The following is a 1,325-nucleotide window of genomic DNA, read 5'->3' on the forward strand; positions in this document are numbered from 1 at the left end:
GTACATCTTCATAGAGGGGATGCGCAGAACGGGCTGAGCGCGCAGAGCCTGGGGTGTTGTCCATAACCTGTATCCAATAGCGAAGTGAAAAGTGAAAAGAGTGTCTTGTGCCCGCCAGGGCGGACGCGAGCCCTGTCCGCAGGGCTTCGTTATGGGGTCCAGTCTATTTTTTGCGACCAGGATCACAATAGTCACGGGGAACGCCCCATGTTGGTGCCTGTCATTCTCCATTGACAGCCAGTGCACCAAGATGCAGCATGCCGCGCCTGACGAGCCAGCCCTCGTCCACTATGGCGCCGCCTCCATGTGGCGCCGGGGCCCGCGCGCTGGTACAAAGCGTCCAGCCCTTTTTCAGCCCCCACTCAGGACCACAGGCCCCATGATCAGCACAGGACAACACGTATGAAGTATCTGGTGACAGGCGCCGCCGGTTTTATCGGCTTTCACGTCGCTAGGCGGCTGTGCGAGGCGGGCCATCAGGTGGTGGGGCTCGACAACCTCAACGACTACTACGAGGTGAGCCTGAAACGGGCCAGACTGGCCCGGCTGGTCCCCTTTTCCCATTTTCGCTTCGAACAGCGGGAGCTGGCAGATCGGGACAGCATGGCTGCCTTGTTTGCCGAGAGCGGGTTCGAGCGGGTGATCCACCTGGGGGCCCAGGCGGGGGTGCGCCATTCGCTGGAGAACCCGTTTGCCTACGCCGACAGCAACCTCACCGGCATGCTGACCGTGCTTGAGGGGTGTCGCCAGCACGGCATAAACCATCTGATCTACGCCTCCTCCAGCTCCGTCTATGGCCTGAGCGACCAGATGCCCTTCTCCACCGAGCAGCCGGTGGATCACCCCGTCTCCCTCTATGCCGCCACCAAGAAGAGCGGCGAGCTGATGGCCCACGCCTACTCGGCGCTCTACGGCCTGCCCACCACAGGGCAGCGCTTTTTCACCGTCTACGGTCCCTGGGGTCGCCCCGACATGGCCATCGCCAAGTTCACCCGCGCCATCATGGCTGGCGAGCCTATCGATGTGTACAACCAGGGCTTGCTCAGCCGCGACTTTACCTACATAGACGACATAGTGGACGGCATACTCGCCGTCGCCGAACGGCCACCGCGCGCCAATCCGCACTGGCACGCCAGCCAGGACAGTCAGGCCGAAAGTACCGCCCCCTACCGCATCCTCAACATAGGCAACGGCCAGCCGGTGCAGCTGCTCGACTTCATCGAGGCACTGGAGCAGGCGCTGAACAAGCCTGCCATCAAGCGGATGCTGCCGATGCAGGCCGGCGACATGCACGCCACCTGGGCCGACAGCGCCCCCCTGCACAC

Annotated in this window: 1 protein-coding gene; it reads left to right on the forward strand. The window is 62.9% G+C overall.

Going from position 1 to position 1,325, the window contains the following annotated elements:
* Window positions 1–402: 402 nt before the first annotated feature.
* The coding region (locus AAC083_RS16835; protein ID WP_108537212.1) for an NAD-dependent epimerase/dehydratase family protein at window positions 403–1,325 on the forward strand (923 nt) is incomplete at its 3' end.

This window comes from Aeromonas sp. HMWF014, from assembly GCF_963878295.1.
In the GTDB taxonomy this organism is placed as follows: Bacteria; Pseudomonadota; Gammaproteobacteria; order Enterobacterales; family Aeromonadaceae; genus Aeromonas; species Aeromonas popoffii.